The organism is Brucella anthropi (assembly GCF_046630315.1).
Classification (GTDB): domain Bacteria; phylum Pseudomonadota; class Alphaproteobacteria; order Rhizobiales; family Rhizobiaceae; genus Brucella; species Brucella anthropi_A.
The window spans coordinates 56,315-71,627 of the sequence record NZ_LQBD01000036.1; the positions used below are offsets into that span (position 1 = coordinate 56,315).

Genomic DNA, 15,313 nt, shown 5'->3' on the forward strand with positions numbered 1-15,313 from the left:
AGTCCTTGGCCCGCAATGCAGGCTAAGGCCTGAACGCCCGTCCAGGGCGCAATTTCAAATCATCGCTTATCGTGGCCCTCTTTTGCGGGCCGATAGTCCTGTTTTCTCGATCAAGGGACCAGCATCCGTCTTCGCACGGGCTGGTGGTATTCATATGACTCGGTTTCGCATCGATTTCCGGGGACCTGCCTTCCGCAATGTCCTCGGCTACACTTTCAGCCATTGGCGAAGTCAGCCCTTGCGGCTGTCGCTGATGATAATCGGCATGCTGCTTGCAACAGCCGCAGATGTTCTGACGCCGCTCTATTCCGGGCGGCTGGTGGATTCACTGTCACTGGGCGCCGGCGCCTGGGACGCCGCCATCCATGCCCTCATCATCCTGCTTTCGCTGGGCGCGCTGGCGCTCGTCTCGCGGCAGGTGACGTTCTATGTCCTCACCGATTTCACCTTGAAAATCATGAGCGACATGGCGGCAAGCGCCTTCCGCAAGCTGCAACGCTTCTCGACCGACTGGCACGCCAATGCCTTTGCCGGATCGACGGTGCGCAAGGTGACGCGCGGCATGTGGGCGCTCGACCTGCTCAACGACACACTCATCATCGCGCTTCTGCCCTCGCTCCTGATGCTGCTGGGCTCGGTGGTGCTGCTGGCCTGGTTCTGGCCGCTGATGGGGCTGCTGGTCGCCATCGGCTCGGTGCTTTACATCGCCTGCACGGTCGTGATTTCGCTCGGCTTCGTTGCGCCTGCGGCAACGCTTGCCAATAGCTGGGACACGCGCATGGGCGGCGCGCTGGCCGATGCCATTTCGTGCAATGCCGTCGTCAAGGCTTTCGGAGCGGAGCGGCGCGAGGATGCGCGGCTGGCCAAGGTTGTGAACAAATGGCGCGGCCGCACACGGCGCACATGGCTGATCGGCACGCTGAACGGCTTCATTCAGGGCATGAACCTCCTGGTGATGCGCGGCGTCATCATTGCCTTTGCGCTCTATCTGTGGACCAGGGGACAGGCGACAGCCGGCGACATCACCTTCGTCCTGACAGCCTTCTTCATGCTGCAAGGCTATCTTCGCGATGTGGGCATGCATATCCGCAACCTGCAACGCTCGGTCAACGACATGGAGGAACTGGTCGATATCGAGGCACAGCCCTACGGCATTGCCGACAAGCCCGGTGCTCCGGCGATCAGGATCGGAGACGGCGCGATCACCTTCGATCACGTCACCTTCCATTACGGCAATCACGAAGTCGCCCTCTATCGCGACTTCTCGGTCAGGATCGAGGCCGGAGAACGTGTCGGTCTGGTCGGGCATTCGGGTTCGGGCAAGACAACCTTCGTCAAGCTCATCCAGCGTCTCTACGACGTCAATGGCGGCGCGATTCTGATCGACGGGCAGAACATTGCCGATGTCACGCAGGCATCGCTCCGATCGCAGATTGCCATCGTGCAGCAGGAGCCGATCCTGTTCCACCGGACGCTGGCCGAAAACATCGCCTATGCCCGCCCCGGCGCGACACAGGCCGAGATCGAGGAAGCCGCACGCCTTGCAAGCGCGCATGACTTCATCACCCGCTTGCCGAAGGGCTATGCAACGCTTGTCGGCGAACGCGGCGTGAAGCTTTCCGGCGGTGAACGCCAGCGTGTGGCGATTGCCCGCGCCTTTCTGGCGGATGCACCGATCCTCATTCTGGATGAAGCCACATCAAGCCTCGATTCAGAATCGGAAGTGCTGATCCAGCAGGCGATGGAGCGGCTGATGGTGGGGCGCACAACGCTGGTCATCGCCCACCGGCTTTCGACAGTGCGCGCGCTCGACCGGCTGCTCGTTTTCGACAAGGGCAAGATCCTCGAGGAAGGCGATCACGACGCGCTTATCCGCAAGCCGGACGGCATCTATCGCCGCCTGTTCGAGCGGCAGGCGCTGGAACTGACCAAGGGACTGGAAGACGTCATTTCGTAATCCACCCCGCCAAATGGTCATGGGCAGGGCCGGACACGTTCCGGCCCTGTCTTCATTTTATATCTGTTTGTTTTTATGCCTGTTTTTACCCGGAAACCGGCGCCCGCCTTCGGGGGGCATGCGCCATTCATCATCCATTCAGATCACGGTGCGTATCACGCGCGGCGCAAGCGGTGCCCAAACGTGAGTTGACATTTCCATGACGGAAATGTGACAGGCTTTTTGTGAAATATTGGGAGTGAGCGAGTAGATCATGCCGGGTGTGATGGAAAACGCTGCCGCGCGTCGCTGGAGCGATGCCGCGATTTTCGGGCCTGCCCGTATTGCCTGGCCGCTGCGTCTTGGCGCAATCGCGCTTGCCTCCATCGTGCTGTCCACCCTTCTCGTTTTCGCCATCGAATGGATCGTGCGCGGCTCGTTCACCGAAACGATGCAGTTTTTCCGCACGCCGCATAAGCCCGCCTGGACCACAGTTGCGCTGTTCGTCGTGGTGCTGACGGCAAGCGATGCCGTTTTCGGGCGCATCCATTACGGCTTTTTCGTCATTGGTCCGCTGGCGCTGATCGCCGCCACCACCGCGCGCGAAAAGAGCCTCTATCTCGGCGATCCGCTTTATCCGAGTGACTTTCTCTATGCCCGCCAGATCGTGGACCTGCTGCCGCTTCTGGTGCGGGACCGTCCATGGAGCGCTGTCGGCATAGCGCTGCTTCTCATCGCTTCCGCGGCCCTGATGATTGGCGTGACCCTGTTCTGGTGGCGGCGCTTCGACCCCATTCCGTGGAAGGGGCGGGGGCTGCGCCTCGCCTTCGCGCTGCCGCTGCTGGCCTGGTTCGCGGTGATTTCAGACTATGCAAGCTTTTCGCTGGCGCGCGACCGGCTGCGCATTCTGCCGATCATGTGGGACCAGAAGGAAAACTACGCGCATAATGGCTTTACCATGGCCTTCATTCTGAATGTGCCGATGGCGACCGTCTTCGCGCCAGAAGGCTATTCTGCGGACGCGATTGCAGCCATCGAACCGCCCGCGCAGTTGATCCCGGCCACGTTCGGCAGCAGCAGCAGGCCGGATATCATCATGGTGATGAGCGAATCCTTCTGGGACCCCACACGGCTTCCGGGTGTGGCTTTCAGCGCCGACCCGATCCCGACGGTGCGCGCGGAACAATCCGGCCACGTCTTCTCGCCGGAATTCGGCGGCATGACCGCCAATGTGGAATTCGAGGCGCTGACCGGGTTTTCCAAGGCCTTCCTGCCTTCCGGCAGCATTCCCTATCAGCAATATGTCCGCCGTCCGCTTCCCTCGCTCGCAAGCTTCTTCAAGGATCAGGGCTATGCGACGCGGGCGATCCACCCCTATCGCCAGTGGTTCTGGAATCGCGGTCCGGTCTATGAAAACATGGGCTTCGACAAGTTCATGTCGGAAGAAAACATGCCGCCGCTGGAAAAGCGCGGCGCGCTGGCCTCCGATGCGGCCCTGACCAATGAAATCATCCGCGAAGCAGATGCCATGGACGCGCCGTTCTTCTTCTTCGCGGTTTCCCTTCAGGGCCATGGCCCTTATGAGACCAATCGTTACCCGGATTCCAGGCTCGAAGTGCAGGCCGACACCAGCGACCATGCGCGCCAGTCCATCCGCTCCTATGCGCAAGGCGCCATGGATGCCGATGCAAGCCTGGCGCGGCTGATGGAATGGGCGTCCAGGCGCGACCGCGAAACCATCCTGGTGTTCTTCGGGGATCACCTGCCGCCGCTCGGTCCCGTCTATGTCGAGACAGGCTTCATGGCAAACCGCGTCGCAAGCCGCACGGCCCCTGCCGCCGACATGATGTTGCAGCACGAAACGCCGCTCGTCCTCTGGTCAAACAAGCGAGGCGCGGAGCGGGGAACCGGCACGATCAGCCCGGCCTTCCTGCCGCTGCACATTCTGGATATGGCCGGGATGCAGCACCCTTATTACACAGGCTTCCTGCGCCAGTTGCACGAGCGTTACCGGGTTGTCGACAATCATGCCGTTTTCGACCGGTCGGAAAACGCCGAGGAAGGCTGGCAGCAGCGTCCGCCCTTCCCGCCGCTGCTCAGCGATTACCAGATGCTGCAATATGACATGATCTTCGGCGGCAATTATGCGCGCGAACGGTTCTTCCCCGCGCATCCCGCGCAGAGCTAAACCGGCGCCTTGCCGGAAGACTGGCGGATGATGAGCCTGTAGCCGATCCGCCGCGGCTCCGATACATGGCCGGTTTCGATCTGTTTCAAAAGCATATCCGCCGCGTCGCGGGTCATCTCGAAAATCGGCTGGCGGACGGTGGTGATCTGCGGCGAAACCATGCTGGCAATCGCGCTGTCGTCAAAGCCTACGACCGTCAGCTGATCCGGTATTGCAATGTTCCGGTCATAGGCGACCTGCATGACGGCCGCCGCCATATCGTCGTTGGAGGCGAATATGGCAGTCGGCGGCTCTTCGAGCGAGAGCAGCATTTCCCCCGCCGCAAGCCCGCTTGCAAAACTGAAGCCGCCCTGCGCCTCATATTCTGCGCGCCGGTCGATCCCCGCCTCGTCCAGCGCGCGCCGATAGCCCGCAAGACGCAGCTCCGCCGAACGGTGCGTCGGATCACCGATGACGATTGCAATGCGCCGATGGCCGAGTTTCAGGAGATAGGTCATCAGATCGACAGCCGCCGCCGCGTCATCGATGGTGACGCTGTCGGTCGGGTGCACATTCACATCGCCCGCAACACGGGCAAAGGGCATGGCAGAGGCGGTCAATTCGGCCAGAATTTCCGGATCGTCCGACATGGGCGGCGTCACGATGATGCCGTCGAGGCCGGAAGCATGCGCCGTTTCGATCAGCGCGCCACGGATATCGTCGCGATTTTCGACAGGGAAGATCAGCAGCCGGTAGCGCGTGCCGCGCAGACGTTCCAGCGCGCCCATTTGCAGTTCGGTGACATAGCTGGCGCTCGGATTCTCGAAAAACAGCCCGATCAGGTGAGAACGCCGTTCAACGAGATTGCGCGCGGCGGCATTGGGACGATAACGCAGTTCGCTCCCCGCCTGCCTGACCCTTTCGCGGATGGCTTCGCGCACATTCGGTTCGTCATTATAGACGCGCGAAACGGTCTTGATCGACACACCGGCAAGGCGCGCCACATCATGAATGGTTGCTCGTTTTCCTATAGCGGCCATATCGGATCGTCTCCCTCCCTCTCCGATCTAACTAACCGCTTCGCCGCAAAACGAAAAGGAAAATCAGGGGACAGAACAGACCCGCGAGCGCGTCAGAAACCGGACCTCGCGCCCATTGTCGAGCGAAAACATGCCGCCGCGCCCCGGCACGACATCGATGATAAGCTCGGTATGTTTCCATGCCTCATATTGCGGACCGCTGATATAGACCGGCGCGCCGCCGATCTCGCCGAGCTTCACATCCGTATCGCCGACGATGAATTCGCCCTGTGGATAGCACATGGGCGATGAACCGTCGCAGCAACCGCCGGACTGGTGGAACATGATCGGCCCATATTCGGCCTGCAATTCGCGGATGAGATCGAGCGCCGCCAGTGTGGCGCTCACCTGCCCCCTGCCGTCGCCGGATGCTTGCTCAACCATATCCTCCTCCATGATGCGAACGGGCGGAAGTGCACCGCCCGTTCGCATATTACCCCAAGCCGCCTATTGAGTCAGGTCCATCACCATGCGGCCTTCGATATTGCCTTGCCGCATGTCGTCGAAGATGGCGTTGATATCCTCCAACTTGCCGGTGTGGATGGTGGCCTTGACCTTGCCGTCGGCTGCAAAATCGAGCGATTCCTGCAAGTCGAGCCGGGTGCCGACGATAGAACCGCGCACGGTCACGCCGTTCAGCACCATGTTGAAGATGGAAAGCGGAAAATCACCGGGCGGCAGGCCATTGAGCGAAACCGTGCCGCCGCGCGAAACCATGCCCAGCGCCTGTTCAAAGGCAACCGGCGACACCGCCGTCACCAGAACCCCTTGCGCACCGCCGTCGGTTTCCTTGCGGATATAGGCTGCCGGATCATTATGCGTCTTTGCATTGACCGTCACGGTCGCGCCAAGCTTGCGGGCGAGATCGAGCTTGCGGTCGTCGATATCGACAGCGGCGACATTGAGCCCCATCGCCCTGGCATATTGCACGGCCATGTGGCCGAGCCCGCCGACGCCCGAAATGACCACCCAGTCGCCGGGCTTGGTGTCCGTGACCTTGAGGCCCTTATAGACCGTCACGCCCGCACAGAGCACCGGCGCGATCTCGTTGAAATCGATATTCTTCGGCAAATGGCCGACGAAATTCGGATCGGCCACCACATATTCGGCAAAGCCGCCATTGACGGAATAGCCGGTATTGAGCTGTTCCTCGCAAAGCGTTTCCCAGCCGCCGAGGCAATGGCGGCAATGGCCGCAGGCGGTGTAAAGCCATGGAATGCCGACACGGTCGCCTTCCTTGACATGTTTGACGCCGCTGCCGACAGCGGAAACGAAACCGACACCCTCATGGCCCGGAATGAAGGGCGGGTTGGGCTTGACCGGCCAGTCGCCGGAGGCGGCATGAAGGTCGGTGTGGCAAACGCCGGACGCCTGAATGGCAACCTGGATCTGGCCGGGACCGGGTTGGGGGATCGGCACTTCATCGATCGTCAGCGGTTTGCCGAAGGCACGCACGACTGCGGCTTTCATCGTCTTTGCCATGGAATTACTCCTTCGTTGTCGAACTTGCGTCGGTCCAGGGGGAATCCGAAAGAACAAGCATGAGGGACGCAGGGCCTGAAACTGCTGGCTGTCGCACCGGCCGGAAAGAATCACCATTCCAGCCGGGCCGAAGATCGCCCGGGCGTTTCCGCCCAGGCACCCTTGGGAGGGTAATCGAAACCATTACGTCCGCGCGCAGAGTGGCATAAGTAATTCATCCCTTCCTTGATTAGGCGCAATGCGGAGACAATATTTCCGCATTGCGCCTGGTTGCCGGACAAGGACGAGAACCGGGACAGGGACAGGAGGCGTTCAGATTCTGGCTATGGCGTGCCGAAAATGGTGTTCTTCGAAAACCGGAGCAGAGAAGAATGCCATTCGCGGGCCGCCAGAGCCTGAATATAACGTCTCTTGTTTATACGCATGTCGTAATCGGAAAACCGGTTCCCACTTTTCCGCGACATGCTTTAGAAGAAACCCAGCTTCTTCGGACTGTAGCTCACCAGCATGTTCTTGGTGTTCTGGTAGTGGTCGAGCATCTTCAGATGGTTTTCGCGACCGATGCCCGACTGCTTGTAGCCGCCGAAAGCCGCATGGGCCGGATAGGCGTGGTAGCAGTTGGTCCACACGCGGCCCGCCTGGATGGCGCGACCGAAGCGATAGGCGCGTGTGCCGTCGCGCGTCCATATGCCCGCACCGAGGCCATAGAGCGTGTCATTGGCGATCGACAGCGCCTCCGCATCGTCCTTGAAGGTGGCGACGGACACGACAGGCCCGAAAATCTCCTCCTGGAAAATGCGCATCCTGTTATGGCCCTTGAAGACGGTCGGCTTCACATAATAACCGCCGGCAAGATCGCCCGGCAGCACGTTGCGTTCGCCGCCCGCCAGCACTTCCGCGCCTTCCTGACGGCCGATATCGAGATAGCTCAGGATTTTTTCAAGCTGTTCGCTCGATGCCTGCGCGCCGATCATCGTGGCCGGATCGAGCGGATCGCCCTGCACGATGGCCTCGACACGCTTCAGCGCCTTTTCCATGAACCTGTCATAGATCGATTCCTGAATGAGCGCGCGGCTGGGGCAGGTGCAGACCTCGCCCTGATTGAGCGCGAACATCACGAAGCCCTCGATGGCCTTGTCCAGAAAATCATCGTCTTCAGCCGCGACATCCTTGAAGAAGATGTTGGGCGACTTGCCGCCCAGCTCCAGCGTGACCGGGATGAGGTTCTGGCTGGCATATTGCATGATGAGGCGGCCCGTCGTCGTCTCGCCGGTAAAGGCGATCTTGGCGATGCGGGGGCTCGACGCCAGCGGCTTGCCGGCCTCAAGACCGAAACCGTTGACGACATTGACCACGCCGGGCGGCAGAATATCGGCAATCAGTTCCATCAGCACGAGGATGGAAGCCGGGGTCTGCTCAGCCGGCTTCAGCACCACGCAATTGCCAGCGGCAAGCGCCGGCGCAAGCTTCCATGTCGCCATGAGAAGCGGAAAATTCCACGGAATGATCTGGCCGACGACGCCGAGCGGCTCGTGGAAGTGATAGGCGACCGTGTCGTGATCGATTTCGGAAATGCCGCCTTCCTGTGCGCGGATGACGCCCGCGAAATAGCGGAAATGATCGACCGCCAGCGGCAGGTCGGCATTGGTGGTTTCACGGATCGGCTTGCCGTTGTCCCATGTTTCGGCGGCAGCGAGCGCGGGCAGGTTTTCCTCGATCCGGTCCGCGATGCGATTGAGGATGAGCGCGCGTTCCGCCACGCTGGTCCTGCCCCATGCTTCCCTCGCGGCATGCGCGGCATCGAGCGCGGCTTCCACATCCGCCGCATCGGAACGGGCCACCTCGCACAGCACCTGGCCGTTGACGGGCGATGTGTTCTCGAAATAGCGGCCCGATTTGGGTTCCACCCATTTTCCGCCGATGAAATTGCCGTAGCGTTTTGCGAAAGCCGGTTTCACGGTCCGGCTGAATTCAACCTTGTTCATGACATTCCTCCCGAAGTTCGCGCCGCTCCTCCGGCGCGTGGAAATTCAGGATGTCGCGACCGGCGGCGGGTGTCATCCCGCGCAGATGAGCGCGCACGCCCATATGTCGCAATATTGAGACAGTTGCCCCGGCCTATTTCAGCAAGGCTTCGTCAATGGGAACGGATGATCTTCAGGCGGTTCAGCTTGCGGTGCAGCGTCGCCCGGCTGATGCCCAGAAGCTGCGCGGCGGAGGAAATATTGCCCTGTGCACGCGCAAGCGCGCGCAGGATCACGCCGCGCTCCGATTCCGCCATGTCCTCCCGCGGATCAGCGGGCATTCCCAGAAGATCGGCGGCGGGCAGCGGGCCTGCCAGCGCTTCATCGTCCAGTTCCAGCGCAAGGCGGGCCGCGCGCGTCGCGCCGATGACGAGATCGTCCTTGTCGACAGCGATCAGCGCCCCGCCCGCACGATCCGCCGTCGGCGCAAGCATGATGCGCGCATCGGGAAAAGCCTGACGGAAATTCTCCGCCTCGATGCGCCGGGCGGCATCGATGACCGCCACCGAAATGAGCTGTGCGAAGGCTTCCGTCAGGTCGGACCGGCAGGAGGAAACATCAAGCGCGGCCATCAGGCGTCCGTGATGGTCGTGGATGGGTGCAACCGTGCAGGAAAGCCCGATATTGCGGGTGTGGAAATGCTGCTCGCGATGGATGGTCAGCGCGCGCTGCTCCACAATGCAGGTGCCGATGCCGTTGGTGCCTTCGCTCTCCTCGCTCCAGACGGCGCCGGTCCACAGGCCCCAGCGATAAAAAGTCTCGTCGTCGCCCGCCGCACCCCGGCGCTCCACCGGCACGCCGTTATTATCGGCCAGCAGCACGCAGCAGCCCACACCGCCGACAGCCATATAGAGGCGATCCATGCTCGCCTGCGCAATATGGACCAGCCGGTCCATCCGCTCGACGGCAGTTCTGAATTCGTGTTCGGACAGGGTGCGCACCGAGCCGGGTTCGGCGGGGTCAAGCCCGTGCAGTTCCGACGAACGTCGCCACGAGGCGACGAGCGCAGACCGGGCCGCGCCGCCGGTCGCGATTGCGGACTGGATGCGATCTGCATGTATCCGGTCTTGCGGTGCGCCCATCTTTTCCTCCCAGGAAGGCTGGAACCCGCTTCTGGGAGCCTGGATCAAAAGGCGGCATATGCGTGCGAAAATGGCGGTTTGCAGCCGCACGGAGACGACTTTTGGAACAGGCTCCGGGAGGATAATGACCCTTTAACGCAGGGCTGGCAAGCGCAGCCCTTCAGGCGGCGATTGCCGGCTCCACAAAGCCTTGCAGGGCCGCGGCTTCCGCCGCCGTCAGGCGCAGGCCAAGCTTGGTGCGCCGCCACAAAATATCTTCCGCGCTACGCGCCCATTCATGGTCCATGAGGTAGCGCACTTCCGCTTCATAAAGATCAGCGCCGAAATGCTTTCCCAGATCGGCCAGCGAAGAAGCCTGCCCCAGAAGCCTATAGGTGCGGGTGCCATAGAGCCGGAACAGGCGGCGGGCATGGCGCGCATCAAGGAAAGGACAGGCTGCCTGAAGCTTTTTCAGCTCCGCTTCAAAAGCCACATCCGCGAAATCCCCGCCCGGCAGCGGCGCGGCATGGGTCCATGGCGCACCCTTTTTCCCCAGCCGGTCTTCGATCTTTTCCAGCATGTGTTCGGCGAGCTTGCGCGCCGTAGTGAGCTTGCCGCCGAAGACATTGATGAGCGGCGCCAGACCATCCGGCGCATCCTCCTTCAGCACATAGTCGCGGGTTGCCTCCTGCGCCTTGCTCGCCCCGTCATCATAAAGCGGGCGCACGCCGGAATAGGTCCAGACAATATCCTCCCGGCGCACCGGCTCGCGGAAATATTCGCTTGCAGCCGCACAGAGATAATCGGTCTCGCTGTCGGTGATCGCCACCTTGGCCGGATCGCCCTGATAATCCTGGTCCGTGGTGCCGATCAGGGTGAAATCATCCTCATAGGGGATGGCGAAAATGATGCGCCCGTCATTGTTCTGGAAGAAATAGGCGCGCGGGTCGGAAAATTTCCTGCGCACCACGATATGGCTGCCCTGCACCAGGCGGATATTGTGCAATTGCCGGTCGCCTTCCACACCTTGCAGAACCTTGTCGGCCCATGGTCCGGCGGCATTGACCAGAAGACGGGCGTGCACCACCTCGCGCCCGCCGGTGCCGGGATTTTCCAGCGTGATCGTCCAGCCCTGCCTGTCGCGGCTTGCGGCGACGACGCTCGTTCGGGTCGCGATCATCGCGCCGCGATCGGCCGCATCGCGGGCGGTGAGCGCCACGAAGCGCGCATCGTCCACCCAGCAATCGGAATATTCAAACGCCTTGGTGAAAAGCGGCTTCAGCGGCGCGGCGGCCTTGTCGATGCGCATGTCGAGCGTGCGCGTGGCGGGAAGCTTCTTGCGCCCGCCCAGATGGTCGTAAAGAAACAGGCCAAGCCGCAACAGCCAGGCAGGGCGCACGCCGCCCTTGTGATAGGGCAGCACGAAACGCATCGGATGGATGATATGCGGCGCATTGGCCCACAGCACCTCGCGCTCCATCAGCGCCTCGCGCACCAGCCGGAACTCATAATGTTCCAGATAGCGCAAGCCGCCATGAATGAGCTTGGTGGCCCGCGACGAGGTGCCGCTGGCCAGATCGTTCATCTCCGCCAGCCCAACGCTGAAGCCCCGCCCCACCGCATCGCGTGCAATGCCGCAGCCATTAATGCCGCCGCCGATAATGAAAATGTCGAATTGTTTTTCCTGCGCCATGGCGTATCCCGAAGACCGGCATCCAAACACCAAAGCGAATATAATTCATTTAATACGAAAGCAAACCGAAAATGAAACGAAACTAGGTTTGTTTTTTCAACGGCTGACTTTGTCCAAGGGTTTCGATCAGCTCGACCTCGCTTTCGCGGCACAGCTCCCGCAATGGCGTCGAGGGACAATGATCCGTGATGAAGGTATCGATCTGCGATATGTGACCGATGCGCACCGGCGCGGTTCGCTCCAGTTTCGTCGAATCGGTGACGAGTATCACGTGCCGGGCATTGGCGATGATGGCTTGCGCGACTTTCACCTCGCGGAAATCGAAATCGAGCAATGCGCCGTCCTCATCCATCGCGGAAGCGCCGATGATCGCATAATCGACCTTGAACTGGCGGATGAAATCGACCGCGGCTTCGCCCACGATCCCCCCGTCAGACGGGCGCACCACACCGCCCGCCACCACCACCTCGATCGAGGGATGAACACGCAACGTATTGGCGACGTTGATATTATTGGTGATGACCATCAGATTGCCGTGGTCGACCAGCGCCTGGGCGACCGCTTCGGTCGTGGTGCCTATATTGATGAACAGGGAAGCGCCGTCGGGAATGATCTCCGCCGCAGCGCGCCCGATCGATTCCTTTTCATGCGCGGCAATGCGGCGGCGCGCCTCATATTCCATGTTTTCGACGCCGGAGGGATAGAGCGCGCCCCCATGGATACGGCGCAGCATCCGGGCGCGGCAGAGATCATTCAGATCCTTGCGGACGGTCTGCGGCGTCACCTCGAAGGCTGCGGCAAGATCCTCGACCAGAACCTGCCCTTGCTTGCGCGCAAGCTCAAGAATTGCGTTGTGACGGGGAGTGAGCTGCATTTTTATCCCGGCGCTGGAATTATTTCTGACTGCGTTCGGGTAATTTCGCGGTTTTTCGATAGAAAGCAACCACTTCCATTCGAATGTCCTCGGATGACATTCGCCTTTGACGAATTTTCGCGGCGAAAGCGAAAGCGGCCTCCGGTGACATGCGCTTGATGGAGATCAGTCGAGATCGAACTTCTCGCCGTACATCCTGTGCAGTTTGCACGCCACTTCCGTGCGGTTGGCGGCGCCGATCTTCTTCATGATATTGTGCACATGCGCCTTCACCGTGCCTTCGCTCATGCCGAGTTCGAAGGCGATGATCTTGTTCGACTTGCCGATGCGGATGGCATGGACAACCTCGATCTCCCGCGCGGTCAGCAATTCGCCCAGAACATCGTCATCGATATCGGTCGGCGCGGTCTGGAAAACCATGGAGGCAGGCACATACATGCCGCCGGCCGTGGCCAGGTGAATGGCCTCCACGCAAACCTTGATATCGACGGAAGTGGGGATATAGCCGCGCGCGCCGATTTCCATGGCGCGGACGACCTGCGCCCATTCCTCGCGCTCCGCAAGGAAAACAACCGGAACCGGCCGCCAAAGCTCGATCACGGATTGCAGTTTTTCCGAGAAAAACGGATCGGCCAATCGCTTCGAGCCGATATTGATGAGCACGACCGCGACATCGTCCGTCGGATCGGCGAGTTCCACCGCTGCCTGTGTTTCCACCGGAAGCTTGAGGCCATTCAGCACGAGCCCGTTATAAAGGCATTGCCGCTCCAGATTGCTCTTGCATATGAGCAACATGCGCCGTCCGCGCGCTGCCTCGATGCTTGCGGCATTCCCCCTGTCGCTCATGCTTTCCGAAGCAGCCCAGAGGCTATCCCCTCTTGTTTCCAACATGCGATTTTCCCCGCACTACTCAAGTTGCTCCAACTATTACTTTCGTCAGAGCCGAATGATTTCCTGCCTTTGGCCTAACAGTCCTGCACACTCGACTTGCATAAATATTGCTATCGGGAAATAATCGTGTCATTAACTTATGTTAGCAATGCTGAAATTTATGGTCGTTCATAGGAACGACTTGGTGAGCAGGAGGGTATAGTCCCTATATCTTTCGTTTAGCTGGTTTTCGATTTTACTGAATTCATCGGCATGAAGGGACAGTTTTACATCTTTCGAGATATGTTCCAGCGGGTTGAAAATGCACAGTGGCAGGCAGACCACAGACCCATCGATTGAGGCGCTTATCGGTTTGTTGGAGGAGGCTCCAATTCTCGCCAAGCTGGAAGCGCGGGAAACAGACGCGCTTTCTTCTCTCGCCGTTATCGAAAATGATTTCGCCGCCGATGCCACCATCATCGAACAGGGCGCCCGCGTCAAAAGCATCCACCTCGTGCGTTCCGGCTGGGGTTGCGTCTATCGCGATCTGTCGGGCGGCGAGCGGCAGATCATCGACTTTCCCATGCGCAGTGATTTTCTGGGGCTCAGGACGGCCGACGGCTACAGCTACAACACAATTGCGGCCATCACGCCGATGTCGGTTTTCGAGATTCCGCTTGCCTCGCTTGAAGCCTCGATTGAACGCGCGCCGCGTCTCAGCCTCATCCTCATCGAGCTTCTTGCGCGCCAGAGATCGATGCTGATCGAACGTCTGACCAATATCGGATGCCGCGCGGCTTTTGTCCGAACAGCGCATCTGTTTCTTGAGCTTTCCGACCGCGTGCAATCATGCGGGATGGGCGATCCGAACTCCTTCCATTGCCCGCTGACGCAATATCAGCTTGCCGATGCGCTGGGGCTGACGCCGATCCATCTCAACCGGATGCTGCGCGACCTGCGCGAGGAGGGCCTGATCCTGTTTCGGTCAAACCGGGTGGAAATACTGGATCGCAAACGTTTGATATCCCTTGTCCAATATGACGGGGAATTCATGCGTCTGTCGGTTTTCGGAAACAGGGAATAAGGCAAAAACATCGGGAAAAATGGTCGGAGTGAGAGGATTCGAACCTCCGACCCCCTCGTCCCGAACGAGGTGCGCTACCAGGCTGCGCTACACTCCGTGACCATGTGGCCGTGACCATTGAGGCGGCTTATAACGCCCCCAATTTCAAGCTGCAAGAGCATCCTGCCGTTTTTTTGGATGCCTGCCCCGAAAAGTATCAAACTGCGGCAAAGAGGGACAAGGTTCCACCGCCGAAGGCCACGAAATCAGGGTTGGCAAAACCGGCAACACCCTCATCGGCGCGCTGGCCATAGGAGAGCGGCGCGCCGTCGAATGTCGCGGTGAGCCCGCCCGCGGCACGCAACACCGCATCGCCTGCCGCCGTGTCCCACTCCATGGTCGGGCCGAAACGCGGATAAATGTCGGCCTCCCCACGGGCTATCAGGCAGAATTTCAGCGACGAACCGACAGAAACGCAATTGCTGATCCGGTTGTCGCTCAGGAATTTTTGCGTTTGCGGATTGTTGTGTGACCGGCTGCAAACCGCCACCCGCTCCGCCCCCTCGGCACGCACCGCTATCCCACGGCGCAATCCGGCCGCATGATCCTTGGTCGTCACCATTTCTTCGGCACCGCTGCGGCTTCCGATGAACAATTGATGGCGAACCGGCGCGTAGACAAGCCCAAGAACCGGAGCGCCGTCCTCGATCAGGCCGATATTCACTGTGAAATCGCCGTTGCGCAGCAGAAATTCCCGCGTTCCGTCAAGCGGATCGACCAGCAGAAAGCGCCGCCCCAGTTGCGACGGAAGCCGTCCCGCCGCCACTTCTTCTTCCGCCACGACCGGAATATCGGGAGCGACGGCGGCAATGGCCGCGAGGATGATGGCCTCCGCATCGCGATCCGCCTCAGTGACGGGCGAGGAATCCTTCTTGCTCTGGACCGCGCAACCATTGGCATAATGCTTCATGATCACGCGCCCCGCCTCCAATGCGGCTTCCTGCAGGACGGCAAGCATTGCTTCGCCGTTCGGATCGGCTTTCGGGGAGGCGGAAATCTTCATT

At 60.5% G+C, this 15,313-nt stretch carries 12 protein-coding genes and 1 tRNA gene; 3 read left to right on the forward strand and 10 right to left on the reverse strand.

Going from position 1 to position 15,313, the window contains the following annotated elements; translation table 11 throughout:
* Positions 1-154: 154 nt before the first annotated feature.
* Both AVM02_RS16145 and AVM02_RS16150 read left to right on the forward strand, forming a co-directional pair.
* Positions 155-1,957, forward strand: coding sequence for an ABC transporter ATP-binding protein (locus AVM02_RS16145; protein WP_411507939.1), 1,803 nt, complete (start codon positions 155-157; stop codon positions 1,955-1,957).
* 253 nt (positions 1,958-2,210) lie between these two features.
* Positions 2,211-4,124, forward strand: a complete 1,914-nt coding sequence (locus tag AVM02_RS16150) for an LTA synthase family protein (protein WP_411507940.1) — start codon at positions 2,211-2,213, stop codon at positions 4,122-4,124.
* Here the strand turns inward: AVM02_RS16150 and AVM02_RS16155 are convergent.
* The 8 genes from AVM02_RS16155 to AVM02_RS16190 all read right to left on the reverse strand — a co-directional run bounded on the left by AVM02_RS16155 (position 4,121) and on the right by AVM02_RS16190 (position 13,207).
* Entirely contained in the window at positions 4,121-5,143 is a 1,023-nt protein-coding gene (locus AVM02_RS16155) for a LacI family DNA-binding transcriptional regulator (protein ID WP_411507941.1), read from the reverse strand. The two genes, AVM02_RS16150 and AVM02_RS16155, sit on opposite strands and share 4 nt — an antisense overlap.
* A gap of 63 nt (positions 5,144-5,206) precedes the next feature.
* The gene (locus tag AVM02_RS16160) at positions 5,207-5,566 is read right to left on the reverse strand and encodes a DUF779 domain-containing protein (protein WP_411507942.1); all 360 of its coding nucleotides are present in this window, start codon (positions 5,564-5,566) and stop codon (positions 5,207-5,209) included.
* A gap of 63 nt (positions 5,567-5,629) precedes the next feature.
* Positions 5,630-6,664 (reverse strand): alcohol dehydrogenase AdhP, encoded by a 1,035-nt coding sequence (gene adhP / locus AVM02_RS16165; RefSeq protein WP_411507943.1) that lies wholly within the window; start codon positions 6,662-6,664, stop codon positions 5,630-5,632.
* A gap of 467 nt (positions 6,665-7,131) precedes the next feature.
* On the reverse strand, positions 7,132-8,649 hold the full coding sequence (adh, locus tag AVM02_RS16170; protein ID WP_411507944.1) for an aldehyde dehydrogenase: 1,518 nt from the start codon (positions 8,647-8,649) through the stop codon (positions 7,132-7,134).
* 152 nt (positions 8,650-8,801) lie between these two features.
* On the reverse strand, positions 8,802-9,770 hold the full coding sequence (locus AVM02_RS16175; RefSeq protein ID WP_411507945.1) for a GAF domain-containing protein: 969 nt from the start codon (positions 9,768-9,770) through the stop codon (positions 8,802-8,804).
* A gap of 160 nt (positions 9,771-9,930) precedes the next feature.
* On the reverse strand, positions 9,931-11,442 hold the full coding sequence (gene glpD / locus AVM02_RS16180; protein WP_411507946.1) for a glycerol-3-phosphate dehydrogenase: 1,512 nt from the start codon (positions 11,440-11,442) through the stop codon (positions 9,931-9,933).
* A gap of 82 nt (positions 11,443-11,524) precedes the next feature.
* Positions 11,525-12,316 carry a DeoR/GlpR family DNA-binding transcription regulator gene (locus AVM02_RS16185; protein ID WP_411507947.1) on the reverse strand — a complete coding sequence of 264 codons (792 nt, stop codon included), beginning with the start codon at positions 12,314-12,316 and terminating at the stop codon, positions 11,525-11,527.
* Between the two features lie 165 nt (positions 12,317-12,481).
* Positions 12,482-13,207 (reverse strand): LuxR C-terminal-related transcriptional regulator, encoded by a 726-nt coding sequence (locus tag AVM02_RS16190; RefSeq protein ID WP_411507948.1) that lies wholly within the window; start codon positions 13,205-13,207, stop codon positions 12,482-12,484.
* 301 nt (positions 13,208-13,508) lie between these two features.
* On the opposite strand from AVM02_RS16190, the gene AVM02_RS16195 reads away from it, so the two are divergent.
* Positions 13,509-14,270: a Crp/Fnr family transcriptional regulator gene (locus AVM02_RS16195; RefSeq protein WP_411507949.1), complete on the forward strand. Its 762-nt coding sequence runs from the start codon at positions 13,509-13,511 to the stop codon at positions 14,268-14,270.
* Between the two features lie 20 nt (positions 14,271-14,290).
* Here the strand turns inward: AVM02_RS16195 and AVM02_RS16200 are convergent.
* Positions 14,291-14,367: transfer RNA gene (locus AVM02_RS16200), tRNA-Pro, on the reverse strand.
* Positions 14,368-14,466: 99 nt separating this feature from the next.
* Entirely contained in the window at positions 14,467-15,312 is an 846-nt protein-coding gene (cysQ, locus tag AVM02_RS16205; RefSeq protein WP_411507950.1) for a 3'(2'),5'-bisphosphate nucleotidase CysQ, read from the reverse strand.
* Between the last annotated feature and the right edge of the window lies 1 nt (position 15,313).